Origin of the sequence: Aliiglaciecola lipolytica (genome assembly GCF_018860635.1) — a bacterium.
Lineage (GTDB): Bacteria > Pseudomonadota > Gammaproteobacteria > Enterobacterales > Alteromonadaceae > Aliiglaciecola > Aliiglaciecola lipolytica_A.
On sequence record NZ_JAHKPT010000030.1, the window covers coordinates 15,462 to 34,170 of the forward strand.

Annotated in this window: 10 protein-coding genes; 2 read left to right on the forward strand and 8 right to left on the reverse strand. The window is 42.1% G+C overall.

The features are described from left to right. Window positions 1-130 precede the first annotated feature (130 nt). The 5 genes from KO530_RS16495 to KO530_RS16515 all read right to left on the reverse strand — a co-directional run bounded on the left by KO530_RS16495 (window position 131) and on the right by KO530_RS16515 (window position 8,683). Complete coding sequence (locus tag KO530_RS16495) at window positions 131-1,870, reverse strand: aldehyde dehydrogenase family protein (protein WP_216049558.1); 1,740 nt, start codon at window positions 1,868-1,870, stop codon at window positions 131-133. Then, the gene (locus KO530_RS16500) at window positions 1,863-3,497 is read right to left on the reverse strand and encodes a long-chain fatty acid--CoA ligase (protein WP_216049559.1); all 1,635 of its coding nucleotides are present in this window, start codon (window positions 3,495-3,497) and stop codon (window positions 1,863-1,865) included. The genes KO530_RS16495 and KO530_RS16500 overlap by 8 nt, the downstream gene beginning before the upstream one ends. Window positions 3,498-3,658: 161 nt before the next feature. After that, window positions 3,659-5,416: a GMC family oxidoreductase gene (locus KO530_RS16505; RefSeq protein WP_216049560.1), complete on the reverse strand. Its 1,758-nt coding sequence runs from the start codon at window positions 5,414-5,416 to the stop codon at window positions 3,659-3,661. A gap of 163 nt (window positions 5,417-5,579) precedes the next feature. Next, window positions 5,580-7,481: a sigma-54-dependent Fis family transcriptional regulator gene (locus tag KO530_RS16510; protein WP_216049561.1), complete on the reverse strand. Its 1,902-nt coding sequence runs from the start codon at window positions 7,479-7,481 to the stop codon at window positions 5,580-5,582. 314 nt (window positions 7,482-7,795) lie between these two features. Further along, entirely contained in the window at window positions 7,796-8,683 is an 888-nt protein-coding gene (locus tag KO530_RS16515) for a transporter (RefSeq protein ID WP_216049562.1), read from the reverse strand. Between the two features lie 464 nt (window positions 8,684-9,147). Between KO530_RS16515 and KO530_RS16520 the strand changes: the two genes are divergently transcribed. Beyond that, entirely contained in the window at window positions 9,148-10,872 is a 1,725-nt protein-coding gene (locus KO530_RS16520; RefSeq protein WP_216049563.1) for a M28 family peptidase, read from the forward strand. A gap of 65 nt (window positions 10,873-10,937) precedes the next feature. Here the strand turns inward: KO530_RS16520 and KO530_RS16525 are convergent, their stop codons facing one another. The 3 genes from KO530_RS16525 to uxuA all read right to left on the reverse strand — a co-directional run bounded on the left by KO530_RS16525 (window position 10,938) and on the right by uxuA (window position 14,710). Next, window positions 10,938-12,227 carry an Nramp family divalent metal transporter gene (locus KO530_RS16525; protein WP_252729334.1) on the reverse strand — a complete coding sequence of 430 codons (1,290 nt, stop codon included), beginning with the start codon at window positions 12,225-12,227 and terminating at the stop codon, window positions 10,938-10,940. 189 nt (window positions 12,228-12,416) lie between these two features. Further along, on the reverse strand, window positions 12,417-13,499 hold the full coding sequence (locus tag KO530_RS16530) for a class I mannose-6-phosphate isomerase (protein ID WP_216049564.1): 1,083 nt from the start codon (window positions 13,497-13,499) through the stop codon (window positions 12,417-12,419). After that, window positions 13,496-14,710: a mannonate dehydratase gene (gene uxuA / locus KO530_RS16535; RefSeq protein WP_216049565.1), complete on the reverse strand. Its 1,215-nt coding sequence runs from the start codon at window positions 14,708-14,710 to the stop codon at window positions 13,496-13,498. Before uxuA ends, KO530_RS16530 begins: the two co-directional genes overlap by 4 nt. A 665-nt stretch (window positions 14,711-15,375) precedes the next feature. Between uxuA and KO530_RS16540 the strand changes: the two genes are divergently transcribed. Further along, entirely contained in the window at window positions 15,376-18,378 is a 3,003-nt protein-coding gene (locus KO530_RS16540) for a TonB-dependent receptor (protein WP_216049566.1), read from the forward strand. Window positions 18,379-18,709: the final 331 nt, after the last annotated feature.

The following is an 18,709-nucleotide window of genomic DNA, read 5'->3' on the forward strand; positions in this document are numbered from 1 at the left end:
TTTTTGCGGTTCTGAAATCGCCATATTGTAGGAACAGATGCAAATATTCTTAGTTAGCCTTTGACCGAATCTACATTCTCAGGCAATAAAAAAGCGCCCTGAACGGGCGCTGTTTACAGGTAATTAGGAGCTAACCGAGTAACGCATTGAAGAATATACGCGGTAGTTTTAGCCAGCTTGGAGTGTGTTGGAAACGAGTAAGTAGCATAGCGGTTTTATGTTGTTTCTTGTTGCTTACAAACCAAGGTGGTTTGGGCAACAGGGTCATGTCTCCTGATAGCAGATTGCGTGGGAAGGGACGCCAAGGTGCCTGCACAACAACTCGCTCAGAACTATCAAACATATAAGTATTGTGGGCAAAGCCAATTCCACTTTGTACATCTTCTAATGTGTGACCCGGGAATGCACCCCAAGGGCAAGCGGGTGTTAGAAAACCAAGACCACTCCATGTATTAATCGCGATGGTACCGTAGTGCAAATCAGCTAGAATTTGTTCAAAACGTTTTTTACCAATCTGCTTGATCGTTTTTGGATGAATAACAATGTTGGCGCCTAAAGTACCGTAAAGTTTTTGGTTGGCAAACTTAACTGCGGCTATTAAGTAGGCTTCTGGATCTGTATCTGCAAGTTCATGGGTAGATAATGCCGGTGCAAACACTTCAGTCATCCGATACTTATCATCAATAGCGTCTTCATCGACACTCACCAAACAGGCTGGCGCCGAGCCGCGATCGAACTTCAACACGTTACTTGAGTGTTTTTCAAATTCGGCAAGTCGTTCTGCTGCGCCGGGATAATATGGCTTACGTGGGTCGAGATTAGCAACCGTGTTCTTTATACTATTAAGTAATGTTTGTTTTTTGTCCCAGTGTTTGGGCAATATAAGCATTTGGCAAGCAACACAATTAAATCCTGAGTTATGTAATTTTTGGGTGGCAATATTTTCAGCTTGAAATTGTATGTCTGCTGCGCTCCAAGGACCCGGCACTACTATGGTTGGGCAAACTGCACCTAACTCAGAAGTGATAGGTTTGTTGAGTTTAGGGGTTCCTGCTGCTTTATTGCGAATTCCTTCTTCGCCAAACCCCCAAACGATAATATCATGGGATGCTCCTGAACCTGTGATATGAATCTCTTCTACTTGTGGGTGTTCACACAAATATCCCCCTACATCAGCGCCACCTTTAACAATGCGTAAAACGTTTAAATCAATCAGTGGTTTTAGTGCTTTGTTTAAGAATTCCGTCAAATATTCATTCACTGGATTCATCTTTAGAATGACAACTTGATGTTCATTAAACAGCTTATGGAATACATCCAGTGGTGCGATAGAGGCAATATTCCCTGCGCCTAACACTAATGCGACTTTGCCTTCACGTAAACGCTCTGGGGAGTCGTAAGATGTTGCCGTATGACTTGCCAAATTGTCGGCAGTGATACCTTCTTTCATCCAAACTTCGGCCGTCACACCAGATAAAATCAAGTGATCCCAAATGGAGTGGGGAAGTACTTGAACAGCAGTTTGTCTGCTTTGCGTTTTGCGTTTTTTGAGAGAATTGAGAAAGCTCTTTCCTTGCATTTCAGACAGCGTTTGCAACAAACCATTACATGCTGACATAACAGTGTAAGGGCCTGATATCCATTCTTCACCAACCAGTGCTGAGTCTTCAGGGATTCCCTTCATTCGACCTGCTGTTTCGGCCCAATCTTTAGCTATGGGTAACAGGCAATCTTTGATTGCTTGTAATACGGCAATTCGTTTTTCAATGCTCGTTTGTGCCCAGTCGTCTTTTGCAGCAGTTAACTCGTCTAGTGCCAAGTCTAATGCAGAGTTCACTGGAAGCTCGTTCAGTACAGAGGTATTAAGCATCGTTTTTTCCTTGTTTAATAAGGTGTTCGCCAAACTGTTTGCGCAATTCAACTTTTTGGACTTTTCCTGTGGCGCCAATAGGTAAGGTATCTACAAAAATGATTGCATCGGGAATTTGCCATGACTGGATTTTGTCTTTATAAAAAGCGAGAACCTCATCTTCAGTCGCTGTTGAATTGGCTGCTTTTACGGCAATAACAATGGGACGTTCATCCCATTTATCGTGCTTGGCTGCGATAGCCGCTGCGTTCGTGATATCAGGGTGGGCGATAGCAATATTTTCTAACTCAACGGTAGAAATCCATTTTCCTCCAGATTTAATGATATCCTTAGAACGATCGCGGATAACCATATAGCCATCTTCATCTATGGTCGAAACGTCACCGGTATCAAACCAGCCATCTTCGGTAAGTGCATCAGTATCTTTGCCGTAGTAGCGTTTCGCTATCCAGTGACCACGCACCTGCAAATCGCCTTGGGTTTTACCATCATGGGGAAGTATTTCGCCATTTTCGTCTAGTAAGCGCAATTCAACACCGTAAAGTGGTCTGCCTTGGCCGGTACGAAGGGCGGTTTTTTCTGCATCCGATAATGTTGAGTGTCGTTGTAAAAACTGGTTAAGGGTGGCAACGGGGGAGGTTTCCGTCATTCCCCAAGCATGCAGTAGCTCAACGCCATAGTCGGCAAAGATTGGGATCATCGAAGGTGGTAGTGGCGCGCCACCCACTACGGTTCGCGTTAAACTTGGTAATTTAGAGTCTGAAGCTTGCAAAGCTTCAACTAAATTCATCCAGATTGTTGGTACACCTAGCGCGATGGTTGTTTCGGTATCATCAATCAGTTTTAAAATACTTTGACCATCAAGGTTTGGACCTGGCAGCACCAATTTACAACCGTTCGCTGCGGCAATATAAGGAACCCCCCAGGCATTTACATGGAACATTGGCACTACAGGAAGAACGGTATCTTGTGCTGAAAGAGCAATACCATCAGGCTGGTTACCCACTAAGGTATGTAATAGAGTTGATCTATGGGAATACAGCACACCTTTTGGATTACCCGTGGTGCCTGAGGTGTAACATAAGCTAGAAGCCGCTCTTTCATCCACTTCTGGCCAAACTGCATCTGCATCGCCGGTAGCGATGAGTTCATCATAAAATAATAAGCCTTCAATCGCGTGAGTGGCAACTTCGTCTCTGGGGCCCAAGACAACAAAATGTTGAACGTTTTTAAGTGTTGGCAGTATTTTCGCCACTAAAGGCAAAAACGTTGGCTCGAAAAATAACACTTTGTCTTCGGCATCGTTGGCTACAAAACTAAGTTGCTCGGGCGCTAAACGAGGGTTGATTGTATGGCAAACCATACCACCACCAGATACGCCAAAATAACATTCAAGATGGCGACGATTGTTCCAAGCAATTGTCGCGCAGCGATCACCTAAAGCAACGCCAAGCTTGTCTAATGCTGACGCTAATCTACGAGCATTTTTACCGACGTTGCCCCAATTAGTGGTAGTTCGTTCGCCAGTTGTTTCTACGGAAATAATCTCAGTGGCACTGTGATAACGCTCTGCGTGTGCAATGAGACTGCTAATCGTGAGCGGCATCTCCATCATTTGTCCTAACATCGGGACTCTCCTATATATTTGTCTTTTGCACAATATTTGATGTGTCAAATCACGTTGTACGCATTTGAAAAGTTATATTTTGTGGCAAAGACCACGTTAATTTAAAAATTTAATGGATAGCAAAGCCCTTTCAAAAGGGCATTGCTGCGGTCTTCCTGAACTTATGCTGTGCGGATAAGATCCGCACATTTTTCACCAATCATAATGCTGGGGGCATTGGTATTAGCATTGATTATGGTTGGCATAATTGACGCATCAGCGACACGTAATCCGCGAATGCCATGAACACGTAATTTGTGATCCACAACCGCCATATCATCATTCCCCATTTTGCAGGTTCCAACTGGGTGATATATGGTTTGAATATATTTCTTGATATAGGCTTTAAGTTCTTCATCTGTTTGAACATCAGCACCGGGTAAGAATTCGTTACCACGGTATTCGTCCAAGGCTGATTCTGCTATGATTTTTCGCGCAATCCTGATGCCCTTAATCAGCACATCGTAATCACTTTCGTGTTCAAAAATATTAGGATCAACTAGAGGTTTGGTTAAGGGATCTGCCGAGGCTAATTTCACAGTGCCTTTTCCTTTGCTTTGCACTAAAGAAGGTAGAATTGTGAATGCATCAGTTCCATCTGTTGGATTGCCCGCGCCGTCTAAAATAAAGTAGCCTGGAACATAGTGGAATTGTAATTCAGGAGTTTTCGATTTAGGGTCTAGCTTCAAAAAACCACCGGCTTCACCAATGTTTGATGTTAATAAGCCTTTACCTTCTGCAAAAAGTGCGGCTTGTTCTTTATTCCCTGCTTGCGACAAGCTGATTGGCTTAGGGCAATTATAAACGACTGGTAGCATATAGTGATCTTGCAGATTCTCGCCTACTCCAGGAAGATCATGAACCACTTTAATACCGTGTTCTTGAAGGTGTTCTTTAGGACCGATTCCCGACATCATCAATAGATGGGGGGAGTTATAAGAACCGCCAGACAAGATAATCTCTTTGCGCGCTTTAACAATATGTTCTTTGCCATCAACTAGGAACTTAACCGCTGTTGCTCGTCCATCGGTTACAATAATTTTTTGGACCATGGCTTCAGCTTGGGCGGTTAAGCGGCCAGAATTAATTGCAGGGTGAAGATAACTGACAGCAGCTGAGGCTCGGTGACCATTTTTCTGTGTCACCTGAAACATCCCAATACCTTCTTGGTCACCATCATTGAAGTCGTTATTTATGGTGTAACCAGCTTGTTTAGATGCTTCGACCATGGCAAGAGTAATCGGATTAGGAGCGTTTAGATCGGTTACGCTTAATGGACCGTCACCGCCGTGCGCCGCAGATGCACCGCGAGAATTAGTTTCAGCCTTTTTGAAAAATGGCAGTACATCAGCGTAGCTCCACCCAGGGTTAGTTTCTCCCCAGTTGTCATATGTTGAAGAATGTCCCCGTTGATAAATCATTGCATTTATTGACGAGCAACCACCAAACACCTTGCCTCTGGGCATATAGAGTTTTCCACCGTTTAGTGATGATTGAGGTTGCGACTGATAATTCCAATCTAACGGGGTTTTGAATAAGAGTGGGAAGGTCGCTGGAATGTGGATAAAGTCATTCGTATCGGCTGGACCTGCCTCTAGAACTAACACTTTGTTAGCTGGATCTTCTGATAGGCGAGCTGCCACTGCACAACCTGCAGAGCCTGCGCCCAAAACAATATAATCATACTCTTCAGATGATGTGTTTTTGGCATGAGCTGCACCCAAAAAAAGCGGGGCTTGGGCAACAATGCCAAAAGCTGCTGCCATGCGTAAAAATTCTCGTCGAGAGACTTTCCCTGTTTTAAAATCATCAACAAGAGATGCCTCATCTGAAGCGTTAATATTTAACATTTTTTTAGACTTAAGATCTTTATCTGACATAAGTAGTTATCCTAATTATATTTTTTGTTTGCTTTAGAAAGGCAGGATGTATGCCAAAAGTAAAATGATTGTTAATTTATTGATATTAAAAGGTTTGTTTGTGGAGTTAGGATAATTTGGAAGAGAGAAAATCAACTTGAGACAAATTGAAATTAAAAGTGTATCAAGATGACACACTTTTAAGATAATTAGCTGGCAGCTTTCTATACAAGGTCGCTCTAGATACGCCTAACCATTTGGCGGCTTCGCTAATATTACCATTGCATTCATGTAGCGCCGTAGAGATTAATTTTTGCATTTCAATATCTACTTTACCTAAGGATTTATTGTTTTCACCAATCGTCAGTGGGTCAGTCTTTGGCGTAACAAGAGCATGATACTCATCAGGGAGTTCTTGCAATATTATGCTGTCATCTCCTTCATCAATGGTGTCTGCATAAAGCAGTGCATTTCGGAGCTCTCGAATATTACCAGGCCAATCGTAGCATTCTAGTAGCTGTTTCACTTCGTCTGACAATGACGTTTTATTTTGGCAAGTTTTTTGTAATATCACCTCAGCAATGCCAACTTTGTCTTCGCGCATACGCAAGGGCAGTAAATTTATCGCATAACCTTTTATTCGATAATAAAGGTCTTTTCTGAAACCTCCCGATTCGACTAATTTCGCCAGATCAACATTGGTGGCGCATATTAGTTGAAAGCTGACTTCTTTTTCGATATTTGAACCTAATGGATTGACCTTTCTGGTTTCCAATACCCTTAGTAAACGACTTTGCATAGCAACAGGCATATCGCCAATTTCATCTAAGAATAGCGTCCCGTTATGAGCTTCAGCTATACGACCTTTGTAGCCTTTCTTATCAGCACCGGTAAAAGCGCCTCCTTGATAACCAAATAACTCACTCTCAATTAATGTTTCAGGAATCGACGCACAATTGATGGATACAAATTTACCTGAACATTGGCTTGCATCATGTAAATGTTGAGCCGTCACTTCTTTACCTACACCTGATTCACCTAACAAAATGACGGGGAGGCGTTCAATTACTTTTGTTCCACGCTCTATGCTTTTGCTGATCGATTGGTCACCAAAATATGTCTTACTATGTTGCGACTTTGTCTGAGTACTTGGTGGATGTATATAGGCTTTACGTGACGTTTTGGGTGTGGAGAGAGGTTGAATAACTCGGGCAGTGAGAAGTACTCCCGAGATTGCTCTGAGATTAAACGACTTTTTTTGAGATACTCCAATATCTAATACATCTGAAAAAGGAGTATCAAAAATGGAATGAAATGTCTGACCGTTCAATAGCCGATTACTAAATAGAAAGCGCTGAGCTGCTTCATTGCAGCCAACAATAGTGCTATCTGGTGCTACTGCAATGATCAAATTGGTAAGCTCACCAAATTGACCCGACAATACGGTTAGCTCAATCACCAAAGTCTCAGGCATTGAACATAAAAGTTGTCTTTGGATATTTTTAGCACAGGTCTTTAGCATGTAAAAGACCTGCGAATCGTTTAGCGGGTTTTCATTGGTTAAATTGATTGATCCTATGGCGACGCCCTTGGGATTAAGGATTGGCAGCGCTGCGCAATTTAAACCTGCAAGTGACTCTTTATAATGTTCACCGCCAAACACGCGGGTAAACTGTTTGCTTTGAATGGAACAAGACATTGCTGTTGTACCCACACTATGCTCGTTGAGGGCAACGCCGCTTTTAAAGGCGGAAAATAAATTGTCATTGATAATTCTTTTAGAACGCATAACTTGTAGGGTATTACAGTTTGCGTCTGTTAATAATATCGACCAGCCAGCATCGGAAACTGACTCATGTAAATGTTGAAGGTGGCTTTGGGAGCTTTCGATAAGCAGCTTAGAATTGTACTTGAGCTCATCAAAACGGTGTTTTCTGTAGTGTTCGTATTCGAGTTCACCCTTCATATCAAGAGCGTTATTTTTACATCGTAACCAGGATTCTCTAATGGAGCATGGCAAATATTCGCCAATATTTAGTTCTCCCTCATAAAAGCGTTGTTTCAATACTGCTAATTCAGAATTCATAATTTAACATACTTAGTTTATCTAAATTAATTGCGCTACAAAGCTGTAGATGGCGAACGCTTCCAAACTACAGCTTTATAAATGATCCTTGAAATCTAAATGGCGCTCCTTGTCAGCATACTTAAAAAATGCTTATCCCATTAATTACTCAACTTGTTACAAGTAAAACCCTATACACGACTAAGTGTCTATATACGCACTGAGTGGGCAGGCAAATTTTGAGTATATGATTAAAAAAAGGTTCATTCAATACAATTAAAACTAAATGTTAATTTTGTAAAATTTATTAACTTTTGACTCGTGAGTCACTTAAATCAGAAGACTTTAAGTAATCGCAAATTTACGAATGAGTCTTCGTAAAAGCCATTTTCCACAGAAATACTGCGTCCATATTGCACTTGTGCTTGCCAGTCTGGAGCAAGGAAATGCTGAACTGAAATTTGGAAACGGCTACTATTTAGCTCGTCGTTTTGTTTGACGCCAGCAACTTCGGTTTCAGCACCGAAATCATGATAGTAACTAAATGCTAATTTAGTCGCGTCCGACATGTGATAACTTAAGTGAGTTTGCACACCGTATTGGGCGTCTTGTTGTTTGGTTATCCCGCTGCTACCAAAGTCGTCATTGTCTCCGAAGAAAGTATACTCAGCTATAATCTCGAAGGAAAACTTATTATAAATTGGTGAAACATACGCGGCTTGGGTAATTAGTTTATAGCGATTTTCACCAACATTAATTGCGCCTTGCTCTTCGTGGTAACTGCCTAAGGGAAAAGAGACCCAACCGGTTACCCCAAATGCAGCTTGGGATTTAGTATCGTTAAAAAGCCAAATTGTTGCCCCCATTAATGGATCGCCAATGCCCGACGCGGATAATTCAGTTTCGCCAGCATTGAGTTTAATATCGGCGAAAGGAAGTACCACTTGCGGGTCAATTACGAAACCGCCAACTTCCATATAATGAACGAATCTGGCTAGCCCAACATTGGTTGAAAGTGTGGGGCCATCGGCGATCTCATTCCCGTCTACATAGAATGTGTCGAGACTCGTATCCTGATAGTACAGAACACCTAAATTGTAGCCATCTGGGAGTGGACGGTAATCACCAGGATCGGTATTCACTTGCGCGGCAAATAAGTTTGATGCAGATAACGATAAGGCCATAGTGGTGGCTAAATATGATTTTTTAATCTGGAATGTCATTACTTTACTTCCTTAGTATTTGTTTTTCTCATCCCTCACTCAGCAATTAACATTCCATTAACAATAAGTGTATTAAAAACAATGTATTAACATCATTTGTAGTAATCCAAACTTATAAAGCGTCTTAAAAGAAAACGCATTGGTTTGTTATGATTCTCAAATTGATACAAATTAAAACAGCAAAGCAGACTAATCTTCCTGCTTAATAATAAATGTTCATATTTGAAATATTCAGCAATATGTTAAGCACAAACATTTGCCTCTTTTTATTGCCTGCTCATAACTAAATTAAGCGGCTAAATAATGATATAATCGAGAACCACTATGGCCCTTAGTATCAACAGAGTTTTTGTACTCTAGTGACTGCATTGACCGCACTAAGCGATGGGATTCGCGTTCCAGTAAAGAACAGCTATAGCAAAGCAGCTTACTGCTCATCTTTTAATTTTGTCGGAATAATATTTATGAAGCTCGTTACCCAATTGTTTTTCAGCTTAACCTTAATCGTCGGAATCAGTGCTTGTTCCGATTCAACTGAGCCTAAATCAGTTCAAGATAGCGCTAATGAAACTGCCTCACAAAAGCCCTCTAATTCGATTGATAGCCAACGTCTTTCTGACATTGTCAAAGTACTAGCGTCAGAGGAGTTTGAAGGTCGCGCTCCTGGTGGACCGGGTGAGGCAAAAACTGTTGCCTATTTAATTGAGCAATTTCAATCTCTGGGTTTGGAACCCGGCGGCATTGATGGTGGCTGGACGCAGTCGGTACCGCTGGTGCATACACAGTTAGACTCCAGCGCTTCACTGAATATAAAAGTAGCAAACACTGATCAAACATGGCAGCAGGGAAGTGATGTGGCTATTAGCACTGCTCGTGCGGTCGACAAAGCAAGTATTAAAGATGCCCCTTTGGTATTTGTGGGATATGGGGTGAATGCACCTGAACGTAACTGGGATGATTTTGCTGATATTGACCTAACCGGCAAAGTGGCGGTCTTTTTAGTCAATGATCCCGACTTTTCAGCTGCACCAAATGAAGCCGTTGCTGGCCGGTTTGGCAATAAACGCATGACATATTATGGTCGTTGGACATACAAATATGAAGAAGCTGCGAGACGAGGTGCATTAGCTGCGTTAGTTATTCATGAAGACAAGGCTGCGGGTTACGGTTGGAATGTGGCATCGTCTTCCGCCGGTGAACAGTTTACCTTGGCTGAAACCAATGGCCCTTTGCCTCCTTTGCTGCAAGGTTGGCTGCATTACGACGCTGCAACAGCATTGTTTAACGCTGTTGGCTTAGATTTAGACGAACAGCGCAAACTAGCTCGTTCAGATGACTTTCGTGCTTTTGAACTGCCAAAAGCGAGATTATCAGCTGACTTTACGGTCTCAATGGATAATATTGATTCACAAAACGTGTTGGCGCGATTGCCAGGAACCACTCAACAAGATGAAACCTTAATGGTATCTGCTCATTGGGATGCTTATGGTCAAGGAGAGCCGGATGAATTGGGCCGCACTGTTCGTCCAGGAGCTAATGATGATGCACTTGGCACCGCTGGTATAATTGAATTGGCTCGCGTGCTTAAAGCTGGACCGCCTATGGCGCGAAGTGTGGTGTTTGCAGTTTGGACTGCTGAGGAGAGTGGATTATTAGGTTCTGCCGCTTATGCCTCGAACCCCATTTATCCTCTATATTCTACCGTCGCCAACTTTACCTTAGACATTTTACAAACAGCGGGTCCGGCTAGAGATGTTATTTTGGTTGGTGAAGGTCAAAGTGATCTTGAAGATGATCTTGCTCGCGCAGCGGCATTGCAGTCTCGCGTGGTTACGCCGGAAAATTTGCCTGAAAATGGTTTGTTTTTCCGTGCAGACCACTTCTCATTGGCCCGTCAAGGCGTACCTGTTTTGTTGATAATGGGCATAGCCGGTGGAGCTGATTTGATAGATGGAGGACGTGCTGCGGGCGATCAATGGATTGCCGACTATACCGGAAATTGTTATCACCAAACCTGTGATGCTTGGAGTGACGATTGGGATTTACGCGGTGCGGTTGAAGACATCGAATTATTCCACTCGATTATACGAGATCTAGGCGATTCGAATCGCTGGCCACAGTGGAAAGAAAGCTCTGAGTTTCGCAAAATTCGAATGGAAACTGAGAATATGAGAATGAGATCTCAGTAGCTTGCAATTTACAAAAAAAGCCAACTAACTAGTTGGCTTTTTAAGGCAAATATAACGGTTCGGTTTTAAGCAACCACTAATTGCCAAACTCCTTTTATGCCAATTGCCGACGTGAAGATTGAAAACAGTAAAATCGCGGCAAGAATGACATTGGCTATCCAACTGTTAGCATGCTCTTTCATTAAATCCTTGCGATTACCCAAATAGAAAATACAAGCTACGGTAACTGGCAAGATAACGGCATTAAACGCTTGGGAAATAATCATCACAAACACCGGGCGTGCATCAAAAATCGGTACAACTAAGCCAAGCAGTGAAATAACAAATACCATGATACGGAATTTAGCTAGGGTCATATCGCGTTCTGCGCCGGTGTAGTCACACAACAGCCAAGGTAGCATTAATATATTAGGAAATTGTGAGGACACGCCAGCTGCTATCAATCCAAACGCAAATATTGAGGTCGCTAAGGTTCCCGCTAGTGGTTCTAAAATACCTATCATTTGAGATGCTTTGGATAAACCAATACCTTCAACGAATAAGGTGCCCGCGGCTGCAGCCATAATGGATGCACTAATGATGAACATCAGAAATACCGAGAAAATAGCGTCATTACGTTGTTTGTTATAATCAGCCAAGGTCCAGCCCGCTTCCTTTACCAAGGTGGTGCGGATAATAAATAAACCGGAAAAAACAGTGGTGCCAATCATTGAGGCGATGACTAAAAATGGCCCCTTGTCGGTAGCTGATGTCACTTCTGGAATACTGGGTATTAAGCCTTTTAGAATCTCCATTGGAGGCGGCATCATGATAAAGAAGTTTATTAAAAAACACGCCGACATTATGGCGACAATAACCGCGAGGCTACGCTCGAAAAACTCGGTTTTACCATTCCAAAATATGAAATAAACCAAGCTTAGAAAAAATCCGGCAAAGTAAATAGGCGCAATACCTCCATCGATAGCAGATTTTGACCATTCATAACAGATATCAGCCACTATACCCATTACACCCATTACACTGCCACATACACCAAAGGTTAGTGCTACTAAGAAGAAAATGCCGACACCTGGGTGGATGTGCTTCCTAAATGCTTGAAGAGCCGTTTCGCCAGTGATGAGCGTATAACGACCATACAAGTTAATCATGAAAAAAGTACATAAACAGGAGGCTATGATGGTCCACAATAAAGACATGCCATATTCAGCGCCTGCCTTTGCCATTGCGGTAACACTGCCGGTGCCAATGTTGAATCCCAGTAAGAAAATACCGGGTAGAAAAAGAGCCAGTCCTTGGGCAAACTTTTGTTTAAAAGACTTTTTGTTCGGATGATCCATTTGTGGTACCTCTGTCATTATGATGACTCCGGTTGTTGCGCAATGGGCGCTGCTTTATTACCCCGCAACTCTCGCTAGGATTTATGCTTCCCAGATATTCGAGTAACCCGGTATAGTAAAGTCGATTTTAGCTATGATCTCGCTGCCTAATCGCAACTTATTTACTTACTTTCGCAACATAGCTAATTCAACTTTTTTATTTTATTGTTATTTTTTGTCACTTCCTGGATAGCATTCCAGTACAGTCATTCCCGATTCAGATTCGTATTGGAAATCTTCAACGTTTGCTGGACAAAAGAAGCGATCCCACTGATTTAATTGGGTAACTTCATTTCCTGCTCGCAAAACACCACTTCCTTGGGTTACTACCCCTATGAAAAAAGCATCTTGTTTACGCAGGAAATTGCCTTGAACGGCAGCACGTCTGACGGTAAAGCAAGGGGTTTTATCAGGACCGATTAGCTCTTCGAGGGTGTTACCCGCGTTGTCGTCAATCAGTACTTCTGGGATGCAACGAAATTCATCATCTATCTGTTCAGGCGGAACAGGGGAGAAGTTGAACGCATCTAATGCGGTCTCTATGCCGCGGTCCATAAAGCGTGCTTTTTCAGGAATCACATAACCACATCTTTCGAATTCAAATCTGACTGCTAAATCAGATGGTTCCATGATCTCCAACATCAAAATGCCTTCTCCTAACGCATGGGGACGTCCGCCTGGCAGCAAAAATACGTCACCTGGTTTTACAGGTATGCGATCGAAACACTTTTCAATGGAAGCAATATCTTGTTCTTCTATCCATTTTTTGAGCTGTTCACGACTGGGTGATCTTTGAAAGCCGGCGTAAATGTAGGGATCAGTTACATCTTCGCGGATCTCCAAAATAACATATGCTTCGGTTTTCCCACGAGGATAACCTAGTCTTTGTTGTGCGAATTCCCGGGTAGGATGCGCTTGGAAATGCAACCGTGTGGCACTGTCCAGGTATTTTACTAGCGGAATGTCATCTAACGAGCGAGCAGAGTTATTAACAGAACCTAAAAAGTGTTGTTGATCTTGATTCAACAAGTCACGAAACGTCACTGATTTGCCATCTTCAAGCTTGACGGTTGCTAATCCTTCAGAGATCTCTTCGCGGCCAATGTTACGGGCTTCTACCGTTGAACCAATCCAATCTTCTGGAAAACTGGAATCTTGTGGATTCTCTTTGCCTTCGATTAGATCGAGCAATTTTCCACCTTGATAGGTTCGCCAAACACGGTTTGCCGAAAACTTAATGATATTATTCATGATGATTGCTCTTCGAACTGGGCAGAGAGGGCTCTTATTACCCCTCTAACTTCGGCAAGACCTTTCAAACGACCAATACCGGAATAGCCTGGGTTGACGGTTTTACCGATGTCATCCATCATCTGATGACCATGATCGGGACGAATAAATATGTCTTGATCTAGCGAGTTGGCTTGTCGACGTCGGTTTTCTTCATTCAACAATTCTTTCACCACATGAATCATGTCTATGTCACTATCGAGATGGCTAGCTTCGTAAAAAGTGCGCTGTTCATTGGGGTCACGGGTGACACCGCGAAGATGAGAGAAATGAATACGCGGTCCAAATTGCTTAGCCATAGCCGGTAAGTTGTTGTCTGGACGACTGCTATATGTGCCTACGCAAAGGGTAATACCGTTTGACGGGCTAGGTAGTGCATTAAACAGAATATCCAAGTCGTCTGCGGTACAAATAATACGCGGTAGTCCAAGCATGTCTCGAGGTGGATCATCAGGATGAATGGCCAGTTTAACGCCCATAGCTTCTGCGCGAGGAAGAACTTGTGCTAGAAATGCAAACAAACTTTCACGTAAAGTATCACTTGTTACATCTTTGTAATTGCTTAGCATGGCGCGAAAATCGTCCAGTCCATAAGCGTCAGTCATTTTACCAGGTAGACCAGCAATTATATTGTTGGTCAGTTGTTCTTTATCGGCCTCAGACATAGCTTCAAAGACCTGTTTTGCTTCTTCTATTTCAGCTGCACTGTATTCTGCTTCAGCGTTATCACGTTTCAAAATAAAAAGATCGAAGGCGGCAAACTTTTTCTGATCAAAACGCAGCGCATATGCACCGTTGGGAAGTTTGAATTTGAGATCGGTACGCGTCCAATCAATCACCGGCATGAAGTTGTAGCAAATTGTTTTTATTCCGCATTTGGCTAGGTTTTCCATCGATTCGATCCAATTATCGATGTACTTTTGATGGCCAGGTCGTCTCAGTTTTATATCTTCATGGACAGGAATACTTTCTACTACACTCCATCTAAGGGGCATAAGATCATCTTCACAGTTTTCTATTAGAGCCTGATATTGACGAATCGCTTCAATTGACCAAACGTCACCGGTAGGAATAGTATGCAGCGCACTGACAACATCAGTTGCACCTGTTTGTCTTATATCATTTATGGTTACGGGGTCGTTGGGACCGAACCATCTCCAAGATTCACGCATTTTAAGTTTCTCTAATTAAAATAAAAAAGTAAGCTTTTCACCTTCACTTCATCAGCAACGCCATAATGTGTTTACAATCCGTCTTTGCTCATTTGAAGTAAGTGTCTACTATCAACAGATTATTAGAGTAACCTTCCGGTGGCAGCTTTACACATTGAAATTAGTACCCGCTCCCATTGAGGGATATGCGTGATTGTGAAAATGACAAATTAAAGTATCCAATAATACCAAATTGGTCAACCAATATATTCTGTCTATCGTGCCACTCACCCCCTGTTTCGTTTCTTTTTCACACTATTTAGTTACATGAAAATCTATAGCATCTATACATAATCTTTACTCAACGCTATATCATGGGTTGTCTTTAACATGTTGATATATATTGTTATTTTAAGGTTTTTATTGGTTTTTACATGCTTTGGTTATTAGAATGTAAGCATTGGTTAGACCAATACTTTAAATTTTTGTTAAAAAATATATTACCAAAAGGTTGACCTTTACAGGATAAATTGTAAGTATTACGTAAATTATTTGTAAGTCTTGAGCCTTTATCTTGTGAAGTAATAAGTTTGTGTAAATTTTTATCTAAACTATATTCCATAAAGATGATGTTCAATTACTGAAAAATAAGCTTAAAACACACATAAAACTCACAGGAACAATATATGCAACACAGATTATCGAAAATTACTTTAGCGATGCTTTCAGCAACCGCGCTAAATATGTCCGCATCTGCTTTTGCACAAGATGCGCAGCCAAGTGCAGATGACGATTACGAGGTTATTCAAGTAACAGGTATTCGTAGCTCACTAACCAACGCCCTTGCCGAAAAGCGGGAATCGAATAACTTGGTTGAAGTCATTGAAGCGGTTGATATTGGTAAGCTACCAGATCAAAACCTTGCGGAAGTACTAGAGAACGTTACTGGTATTCAGATTACAAGAACAGCTGGTGTTGGTACCGGTGTTCAAATCCGTGGTACTAACTCTAACCGAACGGAAATCAACGGTGTATCTACTGTGGGTTCTGGCGCTGGACGCAGCGGTATTAGTTTTGAAGATGTTTCAGCAGGAATTATATCTGGCGTTGAGGTGACGAAGTCTCCTGAAGCTAAAACAATTGAAGGATCTGTGGGTGGAACTGTAAACCTGAAAACAATACGTCCACTTCAGCTTAATGACACCCTAATCTCCGTTCGTGTACAAGGTGAAAATAGTAGCTTATCTACAGACAGTACTTTTACTCCTAGACTATCAGGTACTTTTGGCGACAATTGGGATACTGATAACGGCGAATTCGGTGTAGTAGTAAGTCTTAACTATGCTGAGCAAGATGTTACTGCTTTCCGTCCTCGTGCTGATAGAGATAACTCTGTAGCTGCAGATAGTGGCGCGGCAAGTGCACAAGATTTTGATTACTTACCAATTCAATTCTTCGTACAAGATTATGACAACTACGAATATGAATCTACTAACATTGCCGCTACTTTTGAATGGGCGCCAAGAGAAGAGTTGAAGTTGTTTTTTGATGCCGTTATTAACGATCAAGAACGCAGACAAGAAAGTTCAAGAATTCAAGCATCAGGTATTAGTGGACTTAAAGACATTGCCGCTCCTAGTGAATTCGAAACGGTTAACTTTGGTTCTTTAGGTGGCCAAGATCTTGGTAGCATCCAAGCAGCTGTACGTGGTGTCATTCCAATTGATGGAGATGGTTCTGACGGTAACTTACGTTTCTCAGGTGATACAAATTCTCGTATAACCAAAAGTGAAATTTACAGACTTGGTGGTGAGTGGACCGGTGATAACTTTAAAGTGAGTGCTGAGCTGTCTTCTTCAAGCTCTGATACTACTACTCCTAGCTTCAATACTACATTGAACTTTATCAACCCTAACTCTCCATTGAATGCTGAAGCTCTTCTAGCCAATCACTTTGCCAATGAAGCAAACGGTAATGAAGACCTATACGATTCAAACGAAAATGGTACGCCATTTATTTACGATTTAACCGGCAACGCACTAACCTTTGGTGTTGCTACAGGTGAAGTAACTGGCCCTAGCTCTGAACAACTACTTGACCCAGCTAACGTGGTATTGCGTGATGTGGCGATTGGCCAAGATGTCGCGGAAAACAGTGAAGATGCTTTCCGTACTGATTTCACTTATTACCTAGACGGTGTTGTGACTTCGGTTGATGTTGGTTTCCGTTACAGTAAAGTAAACAGTCTTCGTGACGAGATTACGACCAGCGTAGGTTTAAGAGAATTCGCAGATAGCCCTACTGGTGATTTGTTCGCAGAACTACTGGTACCTGGGCCGACTAACTTTAATGATGCTGATGGTAGAGAATTATACGTACGTGATTTTCTTCTTATTGACGCAGAAAGAGTTGCTTCAGATCCAGATGGCGTGTTAGCTATTTTAAATGATGCCATTGTTGCTAATAATGCTATTACTGGTTCAACTCGTGGACCTATTAGTTCACCAACTTCAAGCTCAGCTGCTTTCTTTGATATTGAAGAGAAAACGACTGCTTTGTATGCGCAAGGTAACTTCTCTTATGAAATGCTCCGCGGTAACTTTGGTGTGCGTTATTTAAAAACTGACGTGACTTCAAGAGGTAACTCTGTAACTAACGATGTGGTTACTGCTGTTACAACTGAAAGTGATTACGACTTCGTATTACCACGTATTAACGTAGTAGCCGATGTACACGATGATGTTGTTGTTCGTGCAGGTTGGGGAAAAGATATTAGACGTCCTGATTTTGATGACCTTTCAACGTCGTATACATTCTCTACTAGTCCAAACCCAGCAGTACAACTAGGTAACCCTGGTTTGGCTCCTGAAGAAGTGACTTCATTCGATTTGTCTGCTGAATGGTATTTTGCTGAAGCAAGTATGGTTAGTCTTGGTATTTTCCACAAGAAACGTTCTGAATTGCACGTAACTCAACAAGATGACCCATATGAAGATCCTGTAACTGGTTTCCGTGATATCACAGATCCTTGTGAAGGCGGCGGTATCTTTAACCCAATTGCAGACATCAACGTATTTGGTCCAATTGGTACCGGCGTATGTGTTCCTACATCGCAAAAAATTAATGACACTGGTGAAACGACTCAGAAAGGGATTGAATTTGCTGTTCAATATGACCTTGCTGGTTTCGAAGATGACCTAGGTTGGGCTTCTGGTTTCGGTGTGATTTTCAACTATACCATTCAAGAGTTCTCAGGTGGTGAGGCAGAAGATTCAGCAACTAGCCGTGCTAACGCTGTGTTTGCATTAACAACGGGTATTGACGATATCAGTGTTTCTGCAGTTCAGGGCTTACTTGACTTGTCTGAAAACTCTTACAACTTTACGTTGTACTATGAAAAGTATGGTTTGTCGGCTCGTATGCGTTACACATGGCGTGAAGCGTACCGTTCAACTGACTTCGGTAGTACTTCTAGCTTACCTTGGGGATTCCCAGTGGTACAAGAAGACAGAGGACAACTTAACGCTAGCGTAAGTTATGATATCAATGAGCAATTCAACGTTGGTATTGAAGCTGTTAACCTCACAGAGTCTGAAGTTGAGCAAAGTTGTATCAACGAAGGTGGTTTGCTTTGTTACCAAGGTTTAACTGACCGTAGAATCACCATTGGTGGTAGCTACCGCTTCTAAGAGTTGTAAATATACCTAACTAAGATTGCCATTATTGATGGCAATCATTTTCCAAACAGATATTAGGGTTAGGTATTTATATTACTAAATTGAAAGCAAGCCCTATGGCTTGCTTTTTTATTTGCTGCAAATAACACCTTCTATTCTGTATCACTTTGCATTTCTCAATACTTTCTGTTTCGGAATCCTGTCCGTTTAGCAACACCAACTTATGTTAAACCTTGAAAACCTGCGGGGTCAGAGCCATAGATTTAGAACTGCGGGGGCAGAGCCAATGATTTGAACCTGCGGGGTCAGAGCCATTGATTTAAACTTGCGGGATCAAAACCAT